The following is a 25,776-nucleotide window of genomic DNA, read 5'->3' as shown; positions in this document are numbered from 1 at the left end:
GCTTAAGTTTTTGTTATGTGAAATGCTTATGTAGTAGTTATTTAGAAGATTAGTTACTGTTTTTTACAGTAAAAACTAATTTTGCCTCTTCTAATAGTTTTTGTGCTAATTCTAACTCTTTTAAACCCTCATTATAAAGTTTAATTGAATCACTTAAAGTAATATCGTTTTTTGTAAGTTGTTCTAAAATCTCTTTTGCTTTTATTATTTTCTCTTCAAAATTTAACGCTTCTTTTTTTTGTTCCACTTTTTAATCCTTTAAAATATCTTTTATATGCTCTTCAAATTTATCAACTTCTACTAAAAATGAGTCATGACCACTTGAACTGTCAACTTCAAGATAAGTTACTTGATCTTTTTTGCCAATTTTTATCATAATATCTTCTATCTCTTTCATCTCACTTGGGAAAAATAGCATATCATCTTTAAAAGATATCAAATGAAGTTTACCCTCAATTTTTGAAAAAGAGTCTTCTAGTTTATCTTTGTTTCTTCCAGCATCAAATATATTTATTGTTTTACAAATATATAAATATGAGAGTGGATCAAAAAACTTTGGAAAACTATAGGAGTTGTGTTCAAGATATCTTTCAATCTCAAATCTTCCAAAAAGTTCATAAAGTCCATCTGTACTTACATAATCTCTTCCAAATTTTTTATTAAATAAAGCTGGACTTAAATAAGCTATCAATCCAGCCATTCTTCCAACTGCAAGCCCTACTAATCCTCTTGCTTTTAGATCATCTTTATCATAATTTCCATTTAAAAAACTAGGATCATGTCTTATTGCTTCAATTGCTATTTTATTTAAAGCAACTGCCCAAGGTCTTGTATATGCTGTACAAGCAAGTGCTATGTAATGTTTTGCAAAGTTTGGATGTTCAATACTGTAACATAAAGTTTGCATTCCACCCATACTTCCACCAATTACAGCAATAGCATTTTTAATTCCTAAATGTTTATATAATCTCATTTGAGCATTTACAATATCTGAAATTGTCAAAACTGGAAATTTAAGTCTATACTCTTTTTTGGTAGATGGATTAATACTTAATGGACTTGTTGAACCATAAGAGCTTCCAATATTATTTGAGCATATTACAAAATATTTTTCTGTATCAATTGTTTTACCATCTCCAATAAACTTATCCCACCAACCAGCTTTTGCTTCATTTTCATAACGACCAGCTGCGTGATGACTTCCTGATAATGCATGACAAATAACAATTACATTTGATCTATCTTCATTTAATGTTCCATAAGTTTCATAGATTATTTCAAACTCTTCAAGTAATCTTCCACTCTCAAGATATAAAGGTTCATTAAACTTCTGCGTTTTTGTCTCTATTTTCAAAATATTTTTCCAAATTTCCATAAATTTAAGGTTAAAGTTTAGCTAAAGTAAAATAAAAAAGCCTTTTAAGTGACACTTTTTTTAAATGCTAATAAAAATTTTATATTTTATCAAAGATTATAAGTAAAATTTTATATAATCATAGTCTTAAATTATAAAAAGGATTTTTGTGAATAAAATTGAAGAGCTAAAAAATATTTTAATCGATGGTGTTTTACCTGAATTAAATAGTGAAATAGATGCTTTAGAAAAATTAATTAATAAAAAAAATAGTAAAGATTTAATAGAAGAGCTAAACTATTTAAAAGATGTAAAAAGGTTTTATGATGAAGCTTTAAGGCTTATAAATGAGAATAAATTAAGTGTTCAAGAGGCCCAAAATATACTTCTTGATTTAGAAGATATGGAAGAAGATGAGGGAGATTTATAGTGTTTGATTTAGAGATTTATGAACTAATTTTTATTGGTATGTTTGTTGTTGCCTTTATTTTTGGTTTTATTGCTCAACAAAAACAGTTCTGTTTTAGTGGAAGTATAAAAGATTATTTACAAATAAAATCTACAAAAAGAGCATCTAGTGTTGTTATGGCTATGATTGTTGCAATAATTTCAACTCAACTTTTTGTATATTTTTATGATATTGATTTATCATCTAGTTCATACTTTAAAAACAACATAAACTATTTTGCAATAATTATTGGAGGAGCTTTATTTGGTGCTGGAATGATGATAGCTGATGGATGTAGTAGTAGAAGCATAGTAAAATTTGCACAAGGTGATACAAATGCTTTAATCACTCTCTTATTTATTGCAATTTTTGCATTTGCAAGTACAAGAGGAGTTTTAGCTCAAGGTGTAAACAGTGTTATTAATAATGAATTTTTAATATCAATTTCAAGTTATATAACAAATTTTCAAATAAATATATATTTTGTTTTAATAGTTCTTTTTACAATTTTACTATTTTTAACAAAAAAGATAAAAAGAGCAATTAGTTTATATGATGGTATGATTATTGGTCTTCTAGTAGGAGTTTCTTGGTTTCTAACAGGATATTTAGCGCTAGAAGATTTTGAGAATACAATTCAAGTTCAAGCTATTAGTTTTGTCTATCCAAGTGCAAAAACTTTAGAGTTTTTTACTTTTTTTGAAATCACTGAGCTTAGTATTGGTGTTTGTTTAGTAGTTGGTGCTATGTTTGGAGCATATTTTTCTACATTTTTTAACAAAAAATATAGTTTTGGATGCACATCTCAAATAACATTTAACAAACTAAAATATAATATTATTGGTGGTTCACTTATGGGAGTTGGTGGAATCATGGCTATTGGATGTACTGTTGGACAAGGTTTAAGTGGAGTTTCAACACTTCTATTTAGTTCATTTTTGGCAATAATATCTATTGGAGTTTCTGGTTTTATAACTGGAAAAATCCTACATAAAAAAGATAGACTTCCTATGTGTTTCTTATTTGAATGGGATGATGAGAAGAAAAACAAACCTATAAACTATGAGATTTAAATCTCATAGTATTTTTTTTAATGATGTAGATGATACTCTACTGTATATCCTCTCATTCTTGGAGGAGTATCAAGTTTACTTTCAACACTATCAAACTTATCTTCAAGATTTAGATTTTCATTTGTTTCATCAATACTTTCGTCATCTTCATCTTTGTTTTTAGTTTCAAAACCTGTTGCAATAATTGTAATTTTTACTTGATCTGGTTCAAAAGTATCATCATAAGTTATACCTTGAATAATTTTTGCATATTTATCAACTCTTGAACCAATAGTTGTTAAAATATCAGTTACTTCTAAAAGTCCAATATCTGGGCTAATTGTTAAGTGAACTAAAGCACCTTTTGCACCATCAAGAGGAAGTTTTTCTAACAATGGAGAGTTTATAGCATTATCAAGTGCTCTTCTTACAGCATGCTCACCCTTTGCTTTTCCAATTCCCATAAGTGCAATACCTTTGTACTTCATAATTGTTTTAACATCTGCAAAATCGGCATTTTGATCACTTCCACTACCTGGATTTAAAATAACTTGACTCATACCATTTACAGCTTGATATAAAATATTATCAACAATTTTATAAGCATTTTTTAGTGTTATTTTTTCATCAACTGTTTCAATTAGTTTATCATTTGATATTACAATTAAAGAGTCACTTACTTTTTTAAGCTCATCTAAACCTGTATTTGCAAGTCCAGCTTTAAAAATACCTTCATGAGCAAAAGGTTTTGTAACAACCGAAACTGTTAAAGCTCCAACCTCTTTTGCTGCTTTTGCAACAATTGGAGCAGCACCTGTTCCAGTACCTCCTCCAAGTCCTGCTGCAATAAATACAATATCAGCTCCAGCTAAAGCAGTTTTAATCTCCTCATAACTCTCCAAAGCAGCATCTCTTCCAACCTCAGGATCCATTCCAGCACCAAAACCTTTAGTTAAATTTGGTCCAAGTTCAATTTTTATTGGAGCTTTTGATACATGAAGTGCTTTTAAATCAGTATTTGCAACAATTAAATCCACCATATGAATTCCCTCTTCAATAGTGTGATTTACCATATTACAACCACCACCACCAACTCCAATTACTGCAATTTTTGGTAAATTTGTAGATAGTGCTCTTGTTGGTGATTTTTCTCTAACTATAATATCATCCATCTCAAATAAATTGTTATTCTCCATTAAAACCACTCCGTTAATTTTGTAAATATTCCACTTTTTTTCTTTTTTTGTAGAGGCTCAAGAAGTGTATTTTCAACTCTCTCAGATTGTAGATTTAAATCTTGATTATAGTTTGTTTTTATTGCTTCAATAGGTTTCTCTTTTTTTATAGGTTTTAATAATCTTTTGTTAGAGTCTAACTGATAACCTCTATTTATTCCTAAACCAAACATTATAAGACCTACAATTGAAGCTTTATTTTGTTCATCAAAACTTACTCTAAAAGCGTTTGGAAGAGTTTTTGGAGATGAAATTGCAACAGGTATTCCTTCAAAAACTCTTTTTGCCAACTCTTTTATTCCATGAATTTCACTCATTCCACCTGTTAGAACTATTCCAGAACCAATATTATCAAGCAAAGCATTTCTTTTTAATTCATTTCTTACTAAAACCAAAGTCTCTTCAACTCTTGCGTGAACAATACCTTGAATAAAATCTAAAGCAACCTCTTCTTTATTCTCTTCATCGTTTATTCTAGGAACAGAAACAGATGCTCTTGATTGACCATCTTCAAAAGCTGAATAGTTTTTAATTAATGATCCATGCTCTATTTTTAACTTCTCTGCAAAACTTATTGGAGTTTGTAAAGTAATAGATATATCGCTTGTTATATTTTTTGAACCAACAGGTAAAAATCCATTATAAATTATTGAACTACCTTTATAATATACAAACTCTGTTGTTGTAGAACCTAAATTTATAACAACTGCACCAATCTTTTTTTGCTGTTCATCTAAAGTTGATAATGATGCAGCATAAGAGTCTAAAACAAAACTAATATCCTCTATTCCAAAAACCTTTAGAGCTGATTTTATATTTATTAAAGCATTTCTTTTTGCAGTTACAATATATACATTTACCTCTAATCTACTACCATTCATTCGAATTGGATTATCAACCTCTATATCATCAACCATAAAAGATATTGGAATTACATGAACTAAATCATAATCAGAGTTTATTGTAGTATTTGAAAGTGCCATTTGCATAGCTTGATTAATATGAGATTCTGATATTAATCCATTTTGAATTGTAACAGCACCTGAACCCTTTACTCCTGTTGTATAATTTCCAGAAATAGATACAACAGTAGTTCCTATACTTTCATGAACTGCCTCTTTTGCTTTTAAAATTGCCTCTTTTATGCTTCTTGAGGCATCATCAATATTTATTATTAAACCTTTATTTACCCCACTACTTTGTGCTGTTCCATAACCTAAAATCTCTATACTATTATCTGCATCATATTTTGGTTTTGAAATAGCTGCTACAACTGCGCTAGAGCCAATACTTAAAGATAAAAAAACATCTGTTGTATTATTCAATTCTACTCCTTATTTTGCATATAAGTCTTAATCTCATATTTTTGTTCTAATTTTTTTAAAAGATTAGTTAAAAGTTCGTTTTCAACCAAACTTCCTATCTCTTGTTTTACTAAATTTGAGTTTTGTTCACTATAATTTTTTAATCTTGAGTCAACTATTCTAAACATAACAGCTTTATCATCAAACTTAATAGAAGACTCTTTTGAAGTTGTTACAAAAAGATTATTTAAAAACTCTTGTGCTTCATCTTGACTTAAACCTTTAATTTTTGAACTGCTTGCTCGATTAATATTTTTTACAACACTTCCTTTAAAGTTTGTTAGCTCTTTATCTATTTTTGCATCTAAAGCTTCATGTTTTTTATCAAGTAAAGCATCAGCATAAACCATAGTTCTTGCCTCTTCAAAAGTAAGTGGTTTTGAAGGAATTTTTTTAACAACTTTTACAATATAAAAACTATTTTTTTCTAAAAACGGTCTTGTTATATCTCCCTCTTTTTGCTCTAAAATCTTCTCTATATTTTCACTTGAAAAAGGTATCTTATCTTCTGCATAAACTCTTTTTGAGTCAAAATTCTCTTCACCTTTTTTAAGTTTTAAATATAAATTTAAAGCCTCTTTTTTTGATTCATTCTCATTTAAATCAGCAATAACTTCATCTTTTGCCTCTTCAAAAGATTTAAGTTTTCCATCTTCAAATCTATAATCAAGTTTAAATCTATCATAATATTTTAAAATCTCATCTTCTTTTATATTACTATTTTTAATATCATACTTTTTAATCTCTAATTCAAAACTAGGAGTGCTATTGTAGTTTGAACTATTTTGTTCAAAATACTCTTTTACCATCTTCTCATCAATTTTCAGATTTATATCATCTATTGATAAAATTTTATATTCAATATCATCTTCAATAAATAGAAGCTTACCAATATTTTCTAACTCATTATCACTAACATTTAAAGAGAAAATTGCTTGAATTTTTTGAAAAAGTATTGTATCTTTTAGGCTATTTTCAAACTCCTGTGGTGTAATTATATTTTGAGCTAAAACTTTTACATATTGTTCTTTACTAAATTTACCATCAACTTTAAACTCTTCATATTTTAAAATCTCTTTAGCTATCTCTTCATCAGTTGTAATTAAACCTAAATCTTCACCATAAACTAAAAGTAATTTTTTTTGTAAAAGTTGAGATAAAGCAATATCCTCAAGTCTTAACTGTTTTGCTAACTCTTGATTAAATGAATCTCCAAATAGTTGTGCATATTGTCCATATAAACTTGAATACTCTTTATTTAACTCTTCAAAATTTATCTCTTTATTTCCAATAGTTGCTACTACTGATCCTTTTGAACCATAGTTATATGATCCCCAACCAACGAATCCAGCACCAACAAAGGCAATAGTACTAATCCAAATAGTAATAACCAACCACTTTTTATGTCTTTGCATCCAAGTTATCATAAATATAAATCCTCATTGAAATTTTTAGCTATTATGATACAAAAATCTTGCTTGTATGTTATTTAAAGTGTTATATTTAGTATATCGTTTTGCTCATTTTCTATTTTACTATCTAACAAATCATTTATTACACTCTCTCGTTTTGTTATCTCTATTTTTTTACAAGCACTTTTAAAAGCCTCTTCCTCACCAACAATAAAACACATATCTTTTGCTCTTGTAATTGCAGTGTAAAGAAGTTTTGTATTGTGCATTATGTAGTGCGAAAAACTCATTGGAATTAGTGCATTTTCATACTCCATTCCTTGAGTTTTATGTATTGTTAAACAGTATGCCAAATTTAGAAGTGAGCTAATATTATCAAAATCATAAAAAACTACCATATCATCATTTGGATATAAAACAACACACTTTTGCTCATCAAAATCAAGTTTTATTATAAGCCCTAACTGTCCATTATAGACTCTTCTTTCCATATATTCACTTGAATTTGATTTATACATACTCATAGTTTGAGCTTTCATATTCTCATTTTTTATATGAATAACCTTATCAGTTAGTTTATACTCCATCTCTTTTATTTTTAAACTTCTATTTTTGGTATGATTAAAGAGTCTTTGAAGTTCAGTATTTAAGTTATCTACTCCTAATATTCCAGCTTTCATAGGAGTAATTACTTGAAAAAGAGTCAAAGCTTTACTTATATTTTTTGCTTTTATATAGTCATAATATTGAACTATATAATCACTTGCAATATTTAAAATAGTATTTAAAATATACTCACTATTTTCAACTCTTAAATCAAAAAATTCATTTTGATTTAGTGAATTTTTAACACCATAATAGTTTTTAATAGATACATCAATAAATTTAAAATCTTCAAAATCCTCTTTATAGTTTGGTAACTCACCTTTTCTAATATCATTTGCAATTAGAGCTATTGCTTGATTCTCATTTTGTCTATAAATTTTTGTAAGTTTACAAATTGGTGCTAACTCATATTTTATGCTATCAGCTAAGATATTTCCAGCTCCAATAGCTGGAAGCTGTCCATCATCTCCGACAATAATAAAAATTGTATCATCACTAATTTTTGAGATGATTTGATAAAAAGTTACTGAGTTTACCATTGATGCTTCATCTAATAAAATAACTTTATATGGAAAAAAATCCTTCTCTTTGTGCTTCATCAAAAGGCTTTGAATTGTGCTTGAGTTATATCCTGTTGTATCACTTATTCTTTGACTTGCAATTCCTGAAAGTGCAATAGTTATAATATCATCATAAGAGACAATTTCTTCAAGAAGCTCTAAAATTGCCCTACTTGAAGTTGATTTTCCAGTTCCTGCATAACCTATTAAAAATAGAGTCTTCTCTCCACTATTTATAAGTTCAACAGCTTTTTTTTGTTCATCACTTAAAATAAAACCTAAACTGCTCTCTTTTTTATCTAAATACTCTTCAAAATTTTCAACAATTTTTCTATTTTTGTCATCTTTTCTTCTATTAAAAAACTCTAAGATGCTTCGCTCTGAAAAATATAACATTGATAGTGCAACTCTATTTTCACTTGTTTTATAAATCTCCTCTTTTGCTAGCATCTCAACTAAAACATTCTCATATAACTCATCTTGTTTTGAAAATCTCAAACTATCATCAAGAAGTTTATACAAATGAAATTTATCAATTGATGAGTTACCGTTGTTGTCACAATACTCTTTTAAGGTGTAGTTTAGGCAAGATTTTATTCTAAAAGGTGATTTTGGATCAATTCCTAAAGCTTTTGCAATCTCATCTGCTCTTTTAAAACCAATACCTTTTATGTTTGTTAAGATATATGGGTTTTCTTTTATTTTTTCTATTAAATTATCGACTAAATTAAATGTTGAGTATATTTTTGTAATTAAATTTGCAGATACACCAAACTTACCCAAAAAACTTCCCAACTCTCTTAAATGTTTAAATTGATGCCATGAGTCTAAAATAGTCTTTAGCTTCTTCTCTTTTATACCTTTAAAATTTAAAAGTTCATTTGGATTATTCTCTAAAATCTCTATTAATTTTGTTTCACCATATTTTTCTAAAATCTCGCTTGCTGCTTTTTTTGTAAAACCTTTTACTATTTTTGTAAGAAAAAAATAGAGTTCATTATCTTTTATTTGTAATGTATCAAACTCAAATTGAACACCATATTTACTATGAGTTATCCAATTCCCACTAAGTTCAATCTCTTCTCCAACCATCTTTTGTATATCTGCATCAAAATATGTTCCACAAATTTTTTGATTATTTTCTAAAACAGCAATAATATATCTGTTCTCTTCATTTTGATATAGAACTTTTTTTAAAACTCCACTTAGTTTATAACTTTTTTGATTAGTTTCCATCATCAAATCTATCTTTTTTATGTTTCTCTTTTTTGTATGTAGCTTTATTTTTCTCTTTTTGAAGTAAATTTGCATCTTTTAGTAAAGTTGCTCTCTCATCTTCAAAACTTTCACTTGGATTTTTTGCAAACTCTAATGTTTTTTTTATAAAGTTATCTACACTTGAGTAATAATCTGAATATAACTCAACTTTTTGTGTTTTACACATATCTTCATAGTTTTTAAATGTTCTTTTTAAAAAAATCTCTTTATTGAAATTTTCAAGTTTTAATAAAGAGATTGTTCTAGTTAAAAACTTCTCTGCTACTCTTATATATCTAATTCTTAGTTGCTTATCATTTAGATTAAAGCCCATTTAAAAACCCTTTTTCTTTTAAAAATTTGCTGATTATAACCAAAATAATTTAATATTAATAAAAATATTACAAAATGCAATAATTTTAATAAAGCAAAATGGTATAAATTTTTTGATAAAATATATACCTATTTTTCAAAAAGGACAAATTATAGAAAATTTTTCAAAACTAAATTTAAACGAAAAGATTTTAAAAGCAATTTCTGATTTAAACTATGAATCTTTGACGCCTATTCAAGAGAAAGCTATTCCAATAGCAAGAAAAGGTAGAGATATTATTGGTATTTCTCAAAGTGGAACTGGTAAAAGTTGTGCCTTTATTTTACCAATTTTAGAATCAATATTAAAAGATCAAGAGCTTGGTAAAAATAGAGTTTTAAGAGCATTAATTATAGCTCCAACAAGAGAGTTAGCAAAACAAATTGTAAAATCTATTGAAAATTACTCAAAATATATGGATGTAAAAACTGTATCAATTTTGGGTGGTGAGAGCAAAAATTTACAAGCAAAAAAATTATCAAATGGTGTTGATATAGCAGTTGCAACAGCTGGAAGACTGCTTGAGCATATAAAAGAGAATTCAATAAATCTATCAAGTGTTACAAAGGTAGTTATTGATGAGTTAGATGTAATGCTTGATATGGGATTTTTAAAAGATTTAGAGCAAATTTTGCCTTATATTGGTAAAAATAGACAAATATCTATGTTTAGTGCAACAATAAATTCAACTGTAAAAACTTTGGCAAAACAGTTTTTAAATGATCCTGTTGTTATTGAAGTTACTACTCAAAGATCAAATGTAAAAAATATAACTCATGAGGCTATTTTAGTTGATGAGGATAGAAAACTTGAAGCCTTATCATACTTTATTGGTTCAAAAAATATATCACAAGCTTTAGTTTTTGTAAATCAAAAATCACAAGCCGATACTTTAGTTGAAAATTTAAATCTTGATGGTTTAAAAGCTGCTTGTATTCATGGCGATGTTAGACAAAGTACAAGAGCATTAGCACTTAGAAAATTTAAAGAAAAAGAGCTAAGAGTTTTAGTAGCAACTGATATAGCTGCAAGAGGAATTGATATAGAAAATCTTCCTTGCGTAATAAACTTTGCACTTCCTCAAAGTATTGATGATTTTACTCATAGAGTTGGAAGAACAGGAAGAGCTGGAAATGATGGACTTGCAATTACATTTTTAAGTGTAAAAGATTATAAATTTTTTGCTGATATTGAAAAAGAGTTAATTCTTAGTGTAAAAAGATATGAACTTGAGGGATTTGCTACAAAAGAGAAAAAACCAAGAGTAAAATCAAAACAACAAAAATCTATAAAAGATAAAAAATTTGAAGCAAAAAAAAGAGAGGAAAAGGTTAAGAAACCTAAAAAAACTAAATCTAAAAAAGTAACAAAGAGAGGATAAAATGAAGAATAAAAATTTTAAAAGATTTAAAGATATTGCAAAAGTTAGTGGACTTAGTAGCTTTTTAATTTTAGGTTTAACAGCTTGTAATAACAACTCAAATCAAGGTCAATCTTCAAACAATACTATATCAGAAGCTTCTCAACAACAAGGGGCATTTGTTATAGTTGAGCAAGATGCTAGTGGAAATTACAAAATTGCAGATGAGTTTCCAGCATCTAAAACAACAATAGTTTTAAGAAGTCCAGATGGAAGTGAGAGAATTTTGTCTCAAGCAGAGATTGATCAGCTTGTTAAAGAAGAAGAGAAAAAAATAGATGCTGGAACTTCACCTCTTACAAATCCAGAGATGAGTAGTGGTGGAATGGGACTTGGTGGAGTTTTATTATCTTCAATTGCAGGAGCAATGATTGGTTCTTGGCTTGGAAATAAACTATTTAATAATCAAAACTTCCAAAACCAAAAAGCAGCACAATATAAATCTCCTCAAACTTATAGTAAATCTCAAAGTTCATTTAATAAACCAGCTACTTCAAATACAAGTTCACAAAAAAAGAGTGGATTTTTTGGTGGTAATAATACAAACAGAACAACAAACTCATCAAGTTTTGGAAGCTAAAAATGAGATTAGAAAAAATAGATGCTCTTGATAATAAATATTTAGAATCAATAGGTTTTACATGGCATACAGATAGCGATGAGAGCTCATATATTGCAAATGAGTTAGTAGTAATTAGTGAAGAGGAAGCTGAAGCTTTTTATGAAGCTACAAATGAACTTTATGATATGTTTATTGAAGGTGCTCAATATGTAATAGACAATGAGTTATTTCATGAGTTAAATATCCCTTTTAATTTAGTTGAAGTTATAAAAGAGTCATGGGAAAATGATGTTCATTGGCATTTGTATTCAAGATTTGATTTAGCAGGTGGAGTTGATGGTAAACCTATTAAATTAATTGAGTTTAATGCAGATACACCAACTTCACTTTTTGAAACAGCAATAATTCAGTGGGCAATGCTAAAGAAAAATGGTTTAGATGAGAGTAGTCAATTTAATAACTTATATGATGCCTTAAAAGAGAACTTCAAAAGAATCATCACTTTAGATAGTGATATTGAAAAATTTGATGAGTATTATTCAAAACTTGGTTGGAAAATACTATTTTCTAGTATTTCAAGCTCAAGTGAAGATATAAATACTACAAAACTACTTCAACATATTGCTTCTGAAGCTGGTTTTAATACAGATTTTGAGTTTATAGAAAATGTTAATTTTAGTGATGATGGAATATTTAAAGATGATGAGTTATTTGAGTTTTGGTTTAAACTAATTCCTTGGGAAGATATAGCAATACAAGAGAGTGAATTGGCTTTAATTTTAACAGAGATTATAAAAGAGAAAAGAGCAATTATTTTTAATCCAGCTTACACTTTAATATTTCAATCAAAAGCATTTATGAAAATTTTATGGGATTTATATCCAAATCATCCACTACTTCTTGAGACTTCTTTTGAACCACTTGTTGGTAAAAAATATGTTGAAAAAAAAGCTTTTGGAAGAGAAGGTTCAAATATCAAAATTATAAATAGTGATGGAAGCGTTGAGATTGAAAATGGTGGTGAGTATGATGGTCACAAATCAATTTTCCAAGAGTATGTAGATTTTGTAAAAGATTCTAAAGGAGAGTGTTATCAAGCTGGAGTTTTTTATGCTTACGAAGCTTGTGGCTTAGGATTTAGAAGAGGTGGTAAAATTTTAAATAATATGTCTAAATTTGTTGGACATATTATTAAATAGAATTTGTTACTTTTCTTCAAGATAATCTAATTTTATAGATTAAAACAAACTTAATTAAGATTATCTTGATTAAATTAAAATACAATACCAATTATTTAATTTTTGAGGTAAAAAATGAACGAAAATACTAAAAGAGAAAAATCTCTTACAATGACAATGTTAATGACTCCAGAAAAAGCAAACTTCTCTGGAAAAAATGTACACGGTGGTGAGATTTTAAAAATGCTTGATCAAGTTGCTTATGCTTGTGCAGCTAGATATTCAGGGCATTATGCAGTTACTTTATCTGTCGATATGGTGTTATTTAAAAATCCAATAAAAATTGGCTCACTAGTTACATTTCACGCTTCTGTAAACTATACAGGAAGAACATCTATGGAGATTGGAATAAAAGTTATCTCTGAAGATATTAAGGATCACACAATAAAAAATACAAATGTATGCTACTTTACAATGGTTGCAGTTGATGAAAATGGTGTTCCAATGCCAGTTCCAAAACTTGAACTTATAACAGAAGATGATAAAAGAAGATATAACGACGCTTTAAAAAGAAGAGAGTTTAGAATGTCTTCAAGACATGCAAAACAGTAATTAATGTTTTGTGGTATTGATGAAGCAGGACGAGGACCACTTGCTGGTCCTTTGGTTGTTGCTGGTGTTATTTTATTAGAAGATATACAAAACCTTGCAGATTCAAAAGTTTTAAGCGAAAAAAAACGAGAAAAACTCTTTGATGAAATTAAACAAAAATCAAAATATCATATAGTTTTTAAAAGTGCCAAACAAATAGATGATTTAGGAATCTCTTTTTGTATAAAAGAGTCTATTTTAGAGATTATGGAAACTTTACAAAATGATGCAAGCTCTTTTTTAATGGATGGAAATACAAATTTTGGTATAGAAAATCTTCAAAAAGAGATAAAAGCAGATGCAAAATATAAAGAGGTAAGTGCTGCTTCAATTCTAGCAAAAGTAAGCCGAGATAGATTTATGGATTCAATCTCAGAAAACTATCCAGAATATAACTTTAAAAAACATAAGGGTTATGGCACAAAAGCCCATGTTGATGCCATAAAAGAGTTTGGAAGAAGTGATATTCACAGATTTAGTTTTAAATTAAAAGCTTTAAAAGAGGTTTAAATTTTAATCTTTTTTTAACCACTCTTTTAAACTCTTTAAATCCTCTATTCTCTTTGGCTCAATTTTTAAAATATCAGCCAAACTTTTTACACCCATAGATAGAAGATATTGTAAATTATGATCAAAAGTCGCCTCTTCTATTACAAAAATATTATCTTGATGAACTTCAAACATATATCCACCATTTGGAATAGGAGTTTGAGATAAAGTTACAGTGTAGTAATCTTTTATAATACTTTGTTTTTGAGAGTACATAAGCCCAATATTATATGAATCATTTCCAAAACCTCTAATAGCAACAACCAAAACTTTTGTTTCACCTTTTTTTGAAGAGTTGAAAATTCCTACAATATCCTTTATTGTTGAATATCCTGGGATTTTATTTAAAAATTTTTCTGTAAAACTAAGAAGCCTTGTTTCAATAAATTGACCTACAATATATAGTAAAAAAACAAAAACAAAACATACAACAAAAAACCAAAAAATAGGATTTGAATCTGAATTAACTCCAACAAAATCTAAAACACTATTTACCAAAAAATCTATTTTTCCAAACAACCAAAAGATTACTATAGTAATAAGTGCAACTGGAAGTACCCAAAATAATCCTTGAAGAACTATCTCAAAAAAATGTTTTAATTTTCTCTTTATCAAAATCTCTCCTAAAATAATTTTTGAAACTATATCAAAAAATCAATATTTTTAATCTACTCATATCTTAATGCTTCAATTGGATTTAATCTTGCAGCTTTTCTTGCTGGAAAATATCCAAAAACAACACCAATTAAAGTTGAAAATATAAATGCTACAAAAATAATTTGATAATTTATAATAAATGGTAAATCAAGTAAATTTACAACACCATATCCAATTGATAATCCCAAAAACACTCCAATAATTCCACCCCAAGTTGATAAAACAACAGCCTCTACTAAAAACTGCATCAAAACCTCTTTCTCCATAGCTCCAATTGCAAGTCTTGTACCTATTTCTCTTGTTCGCTCTGTTACAGATACAAGCATAATATTCATAATCCCAATTCCACCAACAAGCAAACTAATTGCAGCAATAGAACCTAGCAAATATGTAAGCATTTTTGTAGTATTTGTCATAGTATCAAGTATATCTTTCATATCTCTTATATGAAAATTATCAGCTTCACCTATTTTAACACCTCTTCTTTCTTGCATTAAAGATGTAATCTCAGTTTTTGCATCTTCTATAAACTGCTCTTGTGTTATTGAAATTATTATTGATGAAACATCTTTTTTACCTAAAATCTTTCTTTGAAACATATTTGTTGGAACTATTACTATCTCATCTTGATCATTTCCAAAAGCAGCTGCTCCTTTTGAACTTAAAACTCCTATTACATTACAAGTTAAATTTTTAAGTCTTATGTTTGTTCCAATTGGGTTTTCATCACCAAAGAGCTGTTTTTGAATAGTTGTTCCAATAATACAAGATGATTTTCCAGTTATAAGCTCACTATCATCAAAAACTCTTCCATCTTCAAGTTGCCAATCTTTGATTATAAAGTAGTCATTATCAGTTCCAACTACAGTTGCTGTGTGACTTTTATTTCCATATACAATATTCATTCGCGAAGAGCCTTCAGTTGTTGCTCCTTTAATATTTGCAACTTCATTTTTAATAGCCACTATATCTTCGTTTTTAAATGGTTTTGCACTATTATCCTCTCTTGGAACTCCTCTTCTTTCTTGACCAACTCTAAGTGTTAGCATATTACTTCCAAGTTTTGTAATACTATCTTTTACACTTTGTGTTGTTCCATCTCCAATCATAACCATAGCAATAACAGAAGCTACACCTATTACTATTCCTAAAATTGTAAGAATAGATCTTAAAATATTTCTTCTTATCTCTTTTATCGCTATTAAAAAGGCATTTTCTAACATTATTTATAACCTTTTTTTAAACTATCTTCTATATTTCCATCTCTAAAATATATTATTCTATTAGCATATTTAGCCATATCCTCTTCGTGAGTTACCATAACAATAGTTATATTTGACTCTTCATTTAAATTTTTTAAAAGCTCCATAATCTCAACACTTTTAATACTATCAAGATTTCCAGTTGGTTCATCTGCAAGAAGCACTAAAGGATTTGTTACAATTGCTCTTGCAATTGCAACACGCTGTTGCTGTCCACCACTTAACTCTGCTGGAGTATGTTTTATAACACTTCCAAGACCTACTTTTTTTAAAGCTTCAATTGCCAACTCTTCTCTTTTTTTAGAAGTAACTCCTCTATAAATTAAAGGTAACTCAACATTTTCTAAAGCAGTTGTTCTTCCTAAAAGGTTAAATCCTTGAAAAACAAATCCCAAATAGTTTCTTCTTAAAAGTGCCATTTGATCTCTATTTAATTTCTCAACATTTATACCATTAAAAAGATACTCTCCACTACTTGGTTTATCTAAACACCCTATCATATTCATAGAAGTTGATTTACCACTTCCACTAGCCCCCATAATTGCAACAAACTCTCCTTTGTATATCTTTAAATCAACACCATTTAAAGCATGAGTAATATTGTTTCCACTACCATAACTTTTTACAATATTTTTAAACTCAATAATTGGTTCTTTATTTTCCATTAATACTCTTTTGCGAAATTATTACCTCATCACCAATATTTAACTCTTTTGACTCAATTGCAGAAGATCTTCCATCTGTATCTAAAATCTTTACCATAACTCTTTTTAGCTCACCATTTTCTAATTTATAAATAGGTGATAGCTCTTTTTTACCTAAATCTTTTGTAACTGCTCCTTGAGGTCTTCTATTAGGTCCCATCATAGCAACTCTTTTTGCTTCATCAATTTTTGGTTTAAATCTTAATGCACTATTTGGAACTAATATCTTATCTTTACTATCTTTTGTAACAATTCTTGCAGTTGCTGTCATTCCAGGTTTTAAGAGCAAATCTTCATTATGAACTTCAACAACAGTCTCATATGTAATAACCCCATTTGAGTTAATTGGATTTAATCTTACCTGTTTTATCTTACCTTTAAAAGTTTTGTTTGCATATGCATCAACTGTAAAAGTAACTGGCAAATCTTTTTTAATATCAGCAACATCAGCTTCATCAATGCTAACTATTAAATCCATACTTCTTAAATCTTTTGCCAAAGTAAAAAGTTTTGGAGCTGACATAGTTGCTGCTAGAGTTTGACCAATCTCTACATCTCTGTTTAATACTATTCCATCAATTGAAGATCTTACATATGCTTTTTCAAGATTTTGTTCATCTGTTTTTAAATTAAACTCAGCTTGCATAACTCTTGCTTTTGAAGCTTCAAGGGAAGATTGAGCTGCTTCATAGGCAAATTTCGCATCATCTAACTCATTTTTTGAAGGATATTTTCCATTTGAATCCTCAAACATTTTAAGAACTCTCTCATAAGTTAATTTTTTGTTTCTTAAATTTACTTCACTCTCTTTATAATTTGCTTTTGAAATTGCAAGAGCTGCTTTTGAACTATCTACTTGAGATTGAAGTTTTACTGTATCTAAAACAGCTAATACCTGCCCTACTTTTACCTCATCATTATAATCTACAAATATCTCTTTTATAGTTCCTGATACCTCTATACCTATTTCAACACTATTTGTAGGGTTTAGATTTCCAGTTGCACTTACAACTACAGATAAATCTCCTTTTTCAACCTTTTTAGTTACATACTCTACTTTTAAAGAGTCACTTTGTGAACTAAAAATTTTTATTAATATCAATACTAAAACTATGATTAATATCAAAGCTATGACTATATATCTTTTTTTATTACTTTTTGTTGCATATTTATCTAATTCATCTTTTAAATCACTCATTTTAGCCTCTTATTTTAAAATATAATTTTGAATACTCTTGAAGAATATTTATATCATTTATTAACAAATCATACTCATTTATTTTTTTACTATTTTCTAAAATCTCTAAATCATAACTTGCTGTCATTCCAGCTTGATTTGATACTCTATTTGCTTTTATTAAATCCTCATACAATTTTATATTATCATCAATACTTTTTGATATTTTTTCGTAAGTGTCAATTTTTGTTAAAATTTGTTCAAAATCAGACTCCATATCACTTTTTAAATCATTTAAATATGTTTGCTGTTTTAAAACCTCTATTTTTGACTCTTGAAGCTTTGAAGACATATTGTAATCAAACAGAGGCATAGAGAAGTTTAAAGATGCAGTTGATTGTGAATCCTCTTTTCTAGTATCACTTAACATATTATTAAAATCATCTTTTGTATTTGAGTATCTAGCATTTGCATTTAAAGTTAGTTTTGGAAGATATTCTGATCTATCTATTTTGTAACTACTATTTAAAATAGCAACTCTTGCATCCTCTTTTAGTAGTGAAAAATTCTTTTCTAAAAAATCTTCTTTTGATATTGGTTTAAAATCTAATATCTCTATGTTCTCATATTTTAAATCTGTATATTTAGCAAGTTCTAGCTCTTTTTGCTTTAAACTATTTTCAACACTTATAACATCTCTATATGCAATGTTTTTACTCATAACTGCATTATTTAACTCTATAATATCACTTTTTCCAGCTTCATATTGTATTTTTTTAATAATGAGCTCTATATCTTTATTCTCATATTTTATTCTATTTTGAAATTGTTGATACTTTAGTTTTTTAATCTCTAAAAGAGTGCTATAAATTGATAGTAATAGTTCACTATTTTCATTTTCCCAAGATAGTAAATCATAATCAAAAGTGCTTTTAGCATTATCTATTTTTGACCAAATTCCACCTGATTCAAATAGTGATTGTGTAAAACCAATTGATGCTTGTTTTGAATAGTTGTCATCCTTTGACTTATCAAAAGGGTGAGTTGTACTTACTGAGGCATCTAAATTAATCGTTCCAATCCAACTATTTTTAGAGTAATCATACTTTTTTAAAATTGACTCTTTATCAAGTTTTCTATACTCTTTTTTATCATCTTTTAGTAGTTTTAAGCCATCTTCATTTGCAAATAAATAGGTAAAAGTTAGTAAAAATATAAATAGCTTTCTCAATATATTTCCTTAGGTTGATTTTAAAAATGGTATTATAAATACTATATTTTAACCATATTTTAACAATAATTAAATTTAAGAGTTCTTTAAGATAATTATTATCAATATTATGGTACGATTCCAAAAAATTTTAAGGAAATAGTTTATGTTTGATGATATTGAAAAACTAAAACACTTGGTTGATTATGGTGTAATAGGACTATTAGTAGTTATGAGTTTTGTTGCTGTTTTTTTCTTTATTGAAAGAGTTATATTTTATAAAAAAATGGATGTAAACTCATATAAAACAAAAAAATCATTAGATGTTGCTTTGACAAAACATTTAACTATTATTGGAACTATTGCATCTAACTCTCCATATATTGGACTTTTAGGAACAGTTTTAGCAATTATGCTTACATTTATGACAATGGGTGGTGGTGGAGATATTGATGCTGCTAAAATTATGGAGAGCTTAGCACTAGCTCTTAAAGCAACTGCTGTTGGTTTGGTTGTTGCAATTGTTTCTATGGTTTTATATAATATTTTAAGTAGATTTGCTGAAGTTTTGGAAAGTGATTATGAAGCTACAGAAGTATGATTCAATCAATGTAATTCCTTTTATTGATGTACTATTAGTTCTTCTTGCAATAGTTTTATTAACTTCTACATTTATAACTAAAGGAATTATTCCTGTAAATTTACCTAATAGTCAAACGGCTAGTAAATTAAAAAGTGATAAAGAAGTTGTAATTGTTATTGATAATGCTGGAGTTTTATATCTTGATGAGATTCAAATGGCAATTCAAAATATTGAGCTTGAACTTTTAGGAAAGCAAAAAGAGACTCCAATTCATCTTCATACAGACAAAGAGACAAAGTTTGAACACTTTGTAAATGTTTTGGATATGTTAAAGAAAAATGAATTCTCAAATGTCTCAATTGTAACAAAGAAGTAAAGATGAAAAACAATAGATATATAAAATCACTTTTTATTAGTTCTACTATATATCTTGCTATTGCAGCTCCTATTTTTATATCTTTTTCAAATACTCCTAAAACAGTTGATATTAAAAAAGATGTTCACACTGTTACAAAAATCTCTTTAAGTAATATTCCAATTCAAGAAAAAGTTATTGAAGAGATTGTTGAAGAGGAAGTTGTTGAAAAAATAATTGAAAAACCAGCAAAAAAAGTTGTAAAAAAAGAGATTAAAAAACAAAAACCAAAAAAAGATACAAAACCAAAAGAAAAGCCTAAAAAGATTGTAGAGAAAAAAGAGGTTCAAGAGAAAATTACAACAGCTGATTCTGTAAATCAAGTAAAAGCTGCCGAAATTGAAGATTTATATCTAGGAAAAATAAAAAATACTATTGAAAGATATAAAACATACCCAAGAAATGCAAAAAGACTTCATCATCAAGGAGTTGTTAAAATTGCTTTTGATGTTTTATTAAATGGAAAAATTACAAATATAAGAATTATTGAGAACTCTAAATATAAAACTTTAGATAAAGCAACAATTCATCTCTTAGAAAAAATTGGCTCTTTTGATCCAATTCCAAATGAGTTGATGTCAAAATTAGATAATAAATCAAATCTAAGTCTTGAAATACCTGTTGAATACCAAATAAACTAAGAGCCTTTGCTCTTAGTTATTTAGCTAAATTTTTTATAAACTCTACAGCCATTCTAACACCTGTTCCACTTGCTCCATAAGGATTATATCCCCAAGCTTTTTCAACAAATGCAGGTCCTGCTATATCAAAATGTACCCATCTGTTTTTATTCTCAGGATAAATAAAGTTATCTAGAAACATTCCAGCTGTTATAGCTCCACCATATCTAGTGTTTGAAATATTACAAACATCTGCTATTTCAGATTTAATACACTTTTTTAGATATCTATTAAAATCAAGTTTAGTTGCATATTCACCACTATTTAAAGAGGCTTCAAGAGCTTTTTGTTTTAACTCTTCACTATTTCCCATGATTCCTGTTGTATATTCACCAAGTCCTACAACACAAGCACCTGTTAAAGTTGCAAAATCAAAGATATAATCAAAATCTTTAATCTCATCTTGAGCATAACATAAACAATCTGCTAATACCAATCTTCCTTCAGCATCTGTGTTTCGAACCTCAATTGTTTTTCCATTTTTAGCTCTTAATATATCATCAGGTTTATAAGCATTTCCACCAATCATATTTTCAACAGCACCTATAATTGCATGAACTTCAATGTTAAGTTTAAGCTCTGCTATTACTTTTATAGTGTTTAAAACAGCAACTGCACCTGATTTATCAGCTTTCATTGTTACCATAAAATCAGCAGGTTTTAAAGATAAACCACCACTATCATATGTAAGTCCTTTTCCTACAAGAACAATCTTTCTTTTAGCTTTTTTTGGTCTATATTTTAAATGTATTAATTGAGATTCATGAATAGATGCTCTTCCTACACTATGCATAGACATCATTTTTTGTTTCTCTAAATCTTTTTCTCCCAAAACTTCATACTCAAGCTCAAACTCTTTTGCAATAATTTCAGCCTCTTTTACAAAACTTTTTGGAGTAAAATCAGCAGGTGCTGTGTTTACCATATCTCTAGCTTTATTTACAGCATTTGCAATAATTTGTGACTCTTTTAAAATATCACTTAAATTTTCACATTTTTTTTCAACTACAAAATATAACTCTTGTTTTTTATCATCTTTTTCACTTTTATAGTGATTAAAACTGTATGAACCTAAAATAGAGCCTTCAACTAAAGCCTTAAAGTTATCTTCTAACTCTTTATTTAATAGAAGTTTTGCACTTTTAAATTTTGTAGAGTTAAATTTTTTTATAGCACCTGAAATTGCAATTGCCAAACTATCATAGCTATAATCTTCAAAACCAACATAGATTTTTCTTCTATCTGCTAATAAAGCAGTAGCTTCATCTTTTGCTTTAAAATCAAGCTTTTCTAAAATATCTTTATCATCTTCACACTCAATCTTTTTTAAATTATTTACAAAAATAATCTCTAAATCAAACTCTTTATTTTTTGCTAGTTCTACAATATTAATCTTCATCCATAACCCTTTTTTCAATTTTTTTTGTTGCTTTATTAAAATAATATATTATTCCACCACCAACAATTATAGCAAGTGGAATTGCTAAATACCAGTGCTCTTTTGCCCAGTGAAGTACAATCATAATCTCATTTCCAAAATACCAAATAGGAACAATTGTAATAGCAGCCCAACACCAAGCACTAATTAAATTTATAAATGCAAATTTTCTTGCATCATATCTTGTAAGTCCTATAGAGATTGGAATTATTGTTCGCATACCATACATATATCTTTGAGTAAAAATTATTGGCCAACCATGTTTTTTTAAAAGTAAATGAGCAAAAGCAAACTTTCTTCTTTGACCTCTTAGTTTTTTTAAAACACTAGTTTTGTTAAATCTTCCAATATAAAAATATACCTGATCTCCAGCAAAACCACCAAGACCAGCTACAAAAATAGCTAAAAGAACATTCATAGAACCATCATGAGCCATAAGTCCAGCCATGATTAATCCCATCTCACCTTCAAGCATACTCCATACAAAAAGTATCACATAACCATATTTTCTAAGCAGATATATAAATTTCTCTTCAACTCCTTCAACAGGGGCATTGTACAAATTGTAAGCAAGAAAAGATAAAAAAAGTACCAAGCTTACTGCAAAAATTTTTCCTGTGTATGGTTGAATTTTTCTAAAAAGTTCTCTCATTTATTGCCTTACTTAAAATCTAGTAAACTTTTTGCTTGTATCATATCTTTATCTCCTCGACCTGATAGACAAACAATTACTAATTTATCTTTTAGTTTATCTTTTGCTTTTTTTAAATATGCAATTGCATGAGCTGATTCAAATGCTGGAATAATTCCCTCTTTTTGACTTAACCAAACAAAAGCATCAAGTGCCTCTTTATCTGTAATATTGTCATATGTTACTGTTTTATTATCTTTGTGAAAACTATGTTCTGGTCCAACTCCTGGATAATCAAGTCCTGCACTAATACTATGAGCTTCTAAAACTTGTCCATCTTCATTTTGAAGTAAGTATGAACACTGCCCGTGTAAAATTCCAGGTGTCCCTTTTGCTAAACAACTTCCATGTTTGTCTGTATCAAGTCCTAAACCACCTGCTTCAACTCCAACACAAGTAACACTTTTATCTTCTAAAAAATGTGAAAACATACCAATAGAGTTTGATCCTCCACCAATACAAGCAACTACATAATCAGGAAGTCTATTCTCTTTTTCTAAAATCTGTTTTCTTGATTCATAACCAATTACTGCTTGAAAATCTCGAACCATCATAGGGTATGGATGAGGACCTGCAACTGTTCCAATTATATAAAAAGTATCTCTTGCGTTTGTAACCCAATATCTAATCGCATCATTCATTGCATCTTTTAAAGTTTTACTACCACTTTCTACTGCAACAACTTTAGCACCTAAAAGTTTCATTCTAAATACATTTAACTCTTGTCTTTGTACATCTTTTGCACCCATAAAAACAGTACACTCAAGTCCAAGCAAAGCTGCAATTGTAGCTGTTGCAACACCGTGTTGTCCAGCTCCTGTTTCAGCTATTACTTTTGTTTTACCTATTTTTTTTGCTAGTAATCCTTGAGCTATTACATTATTAACTTTATGAGCACCTGTATGATTTAAATCTTCTCTTTTTAAATAGATTTTTGCCCCAAGCTCATCACTTATATTTTTTGCAAAATATAGTGGATTTTCTCTTCCAACATAATCTTTTAAGTAGTAGTTTACCTCAGCCCAAAACTCTTTATCAAATCTATATTTACTATAAGTAGCTTCAAGCTCTTTTAAAATAGGCATCAATGTTTCAGGAACATATTGTCCTCCAAAAATTCCAAACTCACCACCAACACCAAACTCTCCATTTGAATTTGGATCAAATATACTTTTTTTTGGGATATAGTTACTCATATTTCTAGCACCGCATAAACTTTAGTTTTCTCTTCAAGTTTGGCTTTTCCAGGCAAGATAGAGAAATTCAAAATAAAACAAGCTTCCACTAAAGTGGCATCTAATTTCTCAATTAAATTAGCAGCAGCCACTGCTGTTCCACCACTTACAACTAAATCATCCATTAAAAGAACTTTTGGTTTTTTTATATCCCTAAAAGCATCAAAATGAACTTCAACCTCATCAAAACCATACTCTAACTCATACTTTTCACATAAAGTTGTACTTGGAAGTTTCCCTTTTTTTCGTATTGGAACAAATCCAATTTTAAGTCTTGAAGCAAGTGCTGCTCCAAATAAAAATCCTCTAGCTTCAATTGCTGCTATAAAATCTAAATTATATTTTTTATATCTATCTTCAAGATGACTCATAAGTAGTTCAAATGCATCTTTATTATTTAAAAGTGTTGTAATATCTTTAAAGCTAATACCATGTTTTGGAAAATCTTCAACTGTTCTAATAGAACTTAATAAAACCTTTTTTTCATCTTCTGTTAAAATCTCTTTACTCAAGTTTTTCCTTTTTTAAAAAATTAAAACATTCTAGCTAAAATCAAATTATGTTATAGTTTAAGAAATCAATATCAAGGAGCATTTATGAGAATTTTATCTATTATGTTACTTCTTTTTACTATTTCTTTTTGTTTTAATTTAGAGAAACCTTCAAATTATGAAAAAAATATAGATATCAATGGTTGGTTTATGAGTGAAAAACTAGATGGTATTAGAGCTTATTGGGATGGAAAAGAGCTATTTACAAGAAACAAAAACAAAATATTTGCACCAGCTTGGTTTACAAAAGATTTTCCACCATTTGAGCTTGATGGAGAGCTTTGGACAAAAAGAGGTGATTTTGAAAATATTCAAAGTATTGTTTTAAGCCAACAAGAGTCAAAAGATTGGGAAAATATAACTTACAATATTTTTGAAGTTCCAAATGCAAAGGGAAATTTTAAAACTAGACTTGATTTTTTAGAAGATTATTTAAAACAAACTTCAAACAAATATATAAAAATTATTCCTCAAATGGTTTGCAAAGATGAAAATCACTTAAATAATTTTTTACAAGAGCTTCTAAAAAATGGTGCTGAAGGTGTGATTATAAAAAATCCAGATTTAGCTTATGAGAATGGAAGAACTACAAACTCTTTAAAAGTAAAAGAGTTTCTAGATGATGAGGGGAAAGTGATTGCACATAATTTTAATAAAGATGGTTCATTTAAAAGTTTAAAAATAGAATTGAAAAATAAAACTGTATTTAATTTAGGTGGTGGATTTAAAAAAGAAGATAGATTAAATCCACCAAAAATTGGGCAGTTTGTAACTTTCAAATATTATGGTTTAACAAAAAATGGTAAACCAAAATTTGCTTCATTTTTAAGAGTTAGAGAAGTTGAATAGTATTTAATCCTCAGTTGCTTCGTGAATTGATTTTTTTACATCTTTTACAACTTCAGTTGTTGTCTCTTTTGTAGCTTTCCAAGCTGTTTTACTATCTTGTTTTACTCCACTCCAAGTTGCACATCCTTGAAAAAATATTATAAATATTAATAATAATATACTTTTAAGCATCTCTTATCCTCGTATAATAAATTTATGAATATATAACCTAGCTTTTAGCTAAAAAATATATTCTTTTAAGATTGAAGTACTAACTTCAAATCTTTTACTTTTTACAGTCTATGACTTTAGATATAACAACAT

General features: G+C 28.1%; 28 protein-coding genes. 11 read left to right on the top strand and 17 right to left on the bottom strand.

Annotated elements, in window-relative coordinates; genetic code table 11:
* Positions 1-49: 49 nt before the first annotated feature.
* Positions 50-247, bottom strand: a complete 198-nt coding sequence (xseB, locus tag WC168_RS01225) for an exodeoxyribonuclease VII small subunit (RefSeq protein ID WP_066161368.1) — start codon at positions 245-247, stop codon at positions 50-52.
* 3 nt (positions 248-250) lie between these two features.
* Positions 251-1,354 carry a homoserine O-acetyltransferase gene (locus WC168_RS01220; protein ID WP_082946394.1) on the bottom strand — a complete coding sequence of 368 codons (1,104 nt, stop codon included), beginning with the start codon at positions 1,352-1,354 and terminating at the stop codon, positions 251-253.
* A 169-nt stretch (positions 1,355-1,523) separates the two neighbouring features.
* Here WC168_RS01220 and WC168_RS01215 point away from each other — a divergent pair, with 169 nt between their 5' ends.
* Positions 1,524-1,784, top strand: coding sequence for a hypothetical protein (locus WC168_RS01215; protein ID WP_066161367.1), 261 nt, complete (start codon positions 1,524-1,526; stop codon positions 1,782-1,784).
* Complete coding sequence (locus WC168_RS01210) at positions 1,784-2,875, top strand: YeeE/YedE family protein (RefSeq protein WP_372617072.1); 1,092 nt, start codon at positions 1,784-1,786, stop codon at positions 2,873-2,875. Before WC168_RS01215 ends, WC168_RS01210 begins: the two co-directional genes overlap by 1 nt.
* Before the next feature lie 17 nt (positions 2,876-2,892).
* Here the strand turns inward: WC168_RS01210 and ftsZ are convergent, their stop codons facing one another.
* The 5 genes from ftsZ to WC168_RS01185 all read right to left on the bottom strand — a co-directional run bounded on the left by ftsZ (position 2,893) and on the right by WC168_RS01185 (position 9,622).
* Positions 2,893-4,050 (bottom strand): cell division protein FtsZ, encoded by a 1,158-nt coding sequence (ftsZ, locus tag WC168_RS01205; protein ID WP_066161365.1) that lies wholly within the window; start codon positions 4,048-4,050, stop codon positions 2,893-2,895.
* Entirely contained in the window at positions 4,050-5,414 is a 1,365-nt protein-coding gene (gene ftsA, locus WC168_RS01200) for a cell division protein FtsA (protein WP_066408797.1), read from the bottom strand. Before ftsA ends, ftsZ begins: the two co-directional genes overlap by 1 nt.
* Positions 5,415-5,416: 2 nt before the next feature.
* On the bottom strand, positions 5,417-6,880 hold the full coding sequence (locus WC168_RS01195; RefSeq protein WP_372617069.1) for a peptidylprolyl isomerase: 1,464 nt from the start codon (positions 6,878-6,880) through the stop codon (positions 5,417-5,419).
* Positions 6,881-6,942: 62 nt separating this feature from the next.
* Complete coding sequence (locus WC168_RS01190) at positions 6,943-9,270, bottom strand: AAA family ATPase (RefSeq protein ID WP_372617067.1); 2,328 nt, start codon at positions 9,268-9,270, stop codon at positions 6,943-6,945.
* The gene (locus tag WC168_RS01185) at positions 9,257-9,622 is read right to left on the bottom strand and encodes a hypothetical protein (protein WP_372617065.1); all 366 of its coding nucleotides are present in this window, start codon (positions 9,620-9,622) and stop codon (positions 9,257-9,259) included. The genes WC168_RS01190 and WC168_RS01185 overlap by 14 nt, the downstream gene beginning before the upstream one ends.
* 112 nt (positions 9,623-9,734) lie before the next feature.
* Between WC168_RS01185 and WC168_RS01180 the strand changes: the two genes are divergently transcribed.
* The 5 genes from WC168_RS01180 to WC168_RS01160 all read left to right on the top strand — a co-directional run bounded on the left by WC168_RS01180 (position 9,735) and on the right by WC168_RS01160 (position 13,982).
* Positions 9,735-11,042, top strand: coding sequence for a DEAD/DEAH box helicase (locus WC168_RS01180; RefSeq protein ID WP_228137901.1), 1,308 nt, complete (start codon positions 9,735-9,737; stop codon positions 11,040-11,042).
* A gap of 1 nt (position 11,043) precedes the next feature.
* Positions 11,044-11,661 carry a UPF0323 family lipoprotein gene (locus tag WC168_RS01175; RefSeq protein ID WP_066161361.1) on the top strand — a complete coding sequence of 206 codons (618 nt, stop codon included), beginning with the start codon at positions 11,044-11,046 and terminating at the stop codon, positions 11,659-11,661.
* A gap of 2 nt (positions 11,662-11,663) precedes the next feature.
* Positions 11,664-12,842 carry a glutathionylspermidine synthase family protein gene (locus WC168_RS01170; RefSeq protein ID WP_125296707.1) on the top strand — a complete coding sequence of 393 codons (1,179 nt, stop codon included), beginning with the start codon at positions 11,664-11,666 and terminating at the stop codon, positions 12,840-12,842.
* 114 nt (positions 12,843-12,956) lie between these two features.
* Complete coding sequence (locus tag WC168_RS01165) at positions 12,957-13,433, top strand: acyl-CoA thioesterase (protein WP_066161359.1); 477 nt, start codon at positions 12,957-12,959, stop codon at positions 13,431-13,433.
* Between the two features lie 3 nt (positions 13,434-13,436).
* Positions 13,437-13,982, top strand: a complete 546-nt coding sequence (locus tag WC168_RS01160; protein WP_372617062.1) for a ribonuclease HII — start codon at positions 13,437-13,439, stop codon at positions 13,980-13,982.
* A gap of 3 nt (positions 13,983-13,985) precedes the next feature.
* Here the strand turns inward: WC168_RS01160 and WC168_RS01155 are convergent, their stop codons facing one another.
* The 5 genes from WC168_RS01155 to WC168_RS01135 are packed head-to-tail and all read right to left on the bottom strand — an operon-like array spanning position 13,986 to position 19,052.
* Positions 13,986-14,636: a DUF502 domain-containing protein gene (locus tag WC168_RS01155; RefSeq protein WP_372617060.1), complete on the bottom strand. Its 651-nt coding sequence runs from the start codon at positions 14,634-14,636 to the stop codon at positions 13,986-13,988.
* 53 nt (positions 14,637-14,689) lie between these two features.
* Positions 14,690-15,901, bottom strand: coding sequence for an ABC transporter permease (locus tag WC168_RS01150; protein WP_129098828.1), 1,212 nt, complete (start codon positions 15,899-15,901; stop codon positions 14,690-14,692).
* The gene (locus tag WC168_RS01145; protein ID WP_066161355.1) at positions 15,901-16,605 is read right to left on the bottom strand and encodes an ABC transporter ATP-binding protein; all 705 of its coding nucleotides are present in this window, start codon (positions 16,603-16,605) and stop codon (positions 15,901-15,903) included. The genes WC168_RS01150 and WC168_RS01145 overlap by 1 nt, the downstream gene beginning before the upstream one ends.
* Positions 16,595-17,842, bottom strand: a complete 1,248-nt coding sequence (locus WC168_RS01140; protein WP_320340306.1) for an efflux RND transporter periplasmic adaptor subunit — start codon at positions 17,840-17,842, stop codon at positions 16,595-16,597. The genes WC168_RS01145 and WC168_RS01140 overlap by 11 nt, the downstream gene beginning before the upstream one ends.
* A 1-nt stretch (position 17,843) precedes the next feature.
* Positions 17,844-19,052 (bottom strand): TolC family protein, encoded by a 1,209-nt coding sequence (locus WC168_RS01135; protein ID WP_372617057.1) that lies wholly within the window; start codon positions 19,050-19,052, stop codon positions 17,844-17,846.
* 145 nt (positions 19,053-19,197) lie between these two features.
* On the opposite strand from WC168_RS01135, the gene exbB reads away from it, so the two are divergent.
* From exbB to WC168_RS01120, 3 genes are read left to right on the top strand one after another with little or no spacing between them, the layout of a single operon-like run.
* The gene (exbB, locus tag WC168_RS01130; protein WP_319045911.1) at positions 19,198-19,632 is read left to right on the top strand and encodes a TonB-system energizer ExbB; all 435 of its coding nucleotides are present in this window, start codon (positions 19,198-19,200) and stop codon (positions 19,630-19,632) included.
* The gene (gene exbD / locus WC168_RS01125) at positions 19,613-19,990 is read left to right on the top strand and encodes a TonB system transport protein ExbD (protein ID WP_066161352.1); all 378 of its coding nucleotides are present in this window, start codon (positions 19,613-19,615) and stop codon (positions 19,988-19,990) included. Before exbB ends, exbD begins: the two co-directional genes overlap by 20 nt.
* Positions 19,991-19,992: 2 nt before the next feature.
* A complete protein-coding gene (locus WC168_RS01120) occupies positions 19,993-20,670 on the top strand; it encodes an energy transducer TonB (protein WP_066161351.1) in 678 nt (225 codons plus the stop codon).
* A gap of 16 nt (positions 20,671-20,686) precedes the next feature.
* Here WC168_RS01120 and WC168_RS01115 read toward each other — a convergent pair whose 3' ends face one another.
* Genes WC168_RS01115 through WC168_RS01100 form a run of 4 tightly spaced genes read right to left on the bottom strand, consistent with a single transcriptional unit; the run spans position 20,687 to position 24,585 of the window.
* The gene (locus WC168_RS01115; RefSeq protein WP_372617054.1) at positions 20,687-22,108 is read right to left on the bottom strand and encodes a leucyl aminopeptidase; all 1,422 of its coding nucleotides are present in this window, start codon (positions 22,106-22,108) and stop codon (positions 20,687-20,689) included.
* Entirely contained in the window at positions 22,098-22,799 is a 702-nt protein-coding gene (locus WC168_RS01110; RefSeq protein WP_066356086.1) for a DedA family protein, read from the bottom strand. Before WC168_RS01110 ends, WC168_RS01115 begins: the two co-directional genes overlap by 11 nt.
* An 8-nt stretch (positions 22,800-22,807) precedes the next feature.
* A complete protein-coding gene (gene trpB, locus WC168_RS01105) occupies positions 22,808-24,034 on the bottom strand; it encodes a tryptophan synthase subunit beta (protein ID WP_372617050.1) in 1,227 nt (408 codons plus the stop codon).
* Entirely contained in the window at positions 24,031-24,585 is a 555-nt protein-coding gene (locus tag WC168_RS01100) for an adenine phosphoribosyltransferase (RefSeq protein ID WP_082946395.1), read from the bottom strand. The genes trpB and WC168_RS01100 overlap by 4 nt, the downstream gene beginning before the upstream one ends.
* An 84-nt stretch (positions 24,586-24,669) precedes the next feature.
* On the opposite strand from WC168_RS01100, the gene WC168_RS01095 reads away from it, so the two are divergent.
* On the top strand, positions 24,670-25,473 hold the full coding sequence (locus WC168_RS01095; protein ID WP_372617047.1) for a DNA ligase: 804 nt from the start codon (positions 24,670-24,672) through the stop codon (positions 25,471-25,473).
* Positions 25,474-25,476: 3 nt separating this feature from the next.
* Here the strand turns inward: WC168_RS01095 and WC168_RS01090 are convergent, their stop codons facing one another.
* Positions 25,477-25,644, bottom strand: coding sequence for a hypothetical protein (locus WC168_RS01090; RefSeq protein WP_260936059.1), 168 nt, complete (start codon positions 25,642-25,644; stop codon positions 25,477-25,479).
* Between the last annotated feature and the right edge of the window lie 132 nt (positions 25,645-25,776).

The organism is Aliarcobacter sp. (assembly GCF_041672065.1).
In the GTDB taxonomy this organism is placed as follows: domain Bacteria; phylum Campylobacterota; class Campylobacteria; order Campylobacterales; family Arcobacteraceae; genus Aliarcobacter; species Aliarcobacter skirrowii.
The sequence above is the reverse complement of the archived record's forward strand: the minus strand, read 5'-3'. Positions and strand labels throughout refer to the sequence as shown.